Genomic DNA, 395 nt, shown 5'->3' on the forward strand with positions numbered 1-395 from the left:
GACGACGTTGACTAATTATTTCGTTAACTCATGTAACCTAACAGTATGGCATTCTTAGAAGAACTCCAATTCACCGGCAGTCTCGGTGACCTCAGCTTTTATCGCATGCGCGGATCGGACAAGATCGTCGTCCGGCGTAAAGGTGGTGCAAGCAAAGAAACAATCAAAAAATCGCCAAAATTTGCCCTCCCGCGCTTATATATGAGCGAATTTGGCGGCTGCTCGACCATGGGCAAGGAGGTCCGCTTTATGATGCACCCGTTGCGCGCCCTGGCGGACTATAATTTCAGTGGGTTCATCAATAAATCGCTCAAGCTCATTCAAAAACAAGATTCCACCAATGCGTTGGGTCGGCGGGCGATCGAGCTTTCGAAACATCCGAAGTTACTGGAAGG

The 395-nt window shown here is 48.9% G+C and carries 1 protein-coding gene; it reads left to right on the top strand.

Features of this window, described 5'->3' with window-relative positions:
- Positions 1 to 45 precede the first annotated feature (45 nt).
- Positions 46 to 395, top strand: a 350-nt coding sequence (locus KK078_RS30320) for a hypothetical protein (RefSeq protein ID WP_254094803.1), incomplete at its 3' end; no start/stop codon positions are given.

The sequence above is a fragment of the Dawidia soli genome (assembly GCF_018598185.1).
GTDB classification, from domain to species: Bacteria; Bacteroidota; Bacteroidia; order Cytophagales; family Cyclobacteriaceae; genus Ohtaekwangia; species Ohtaekwangia soli.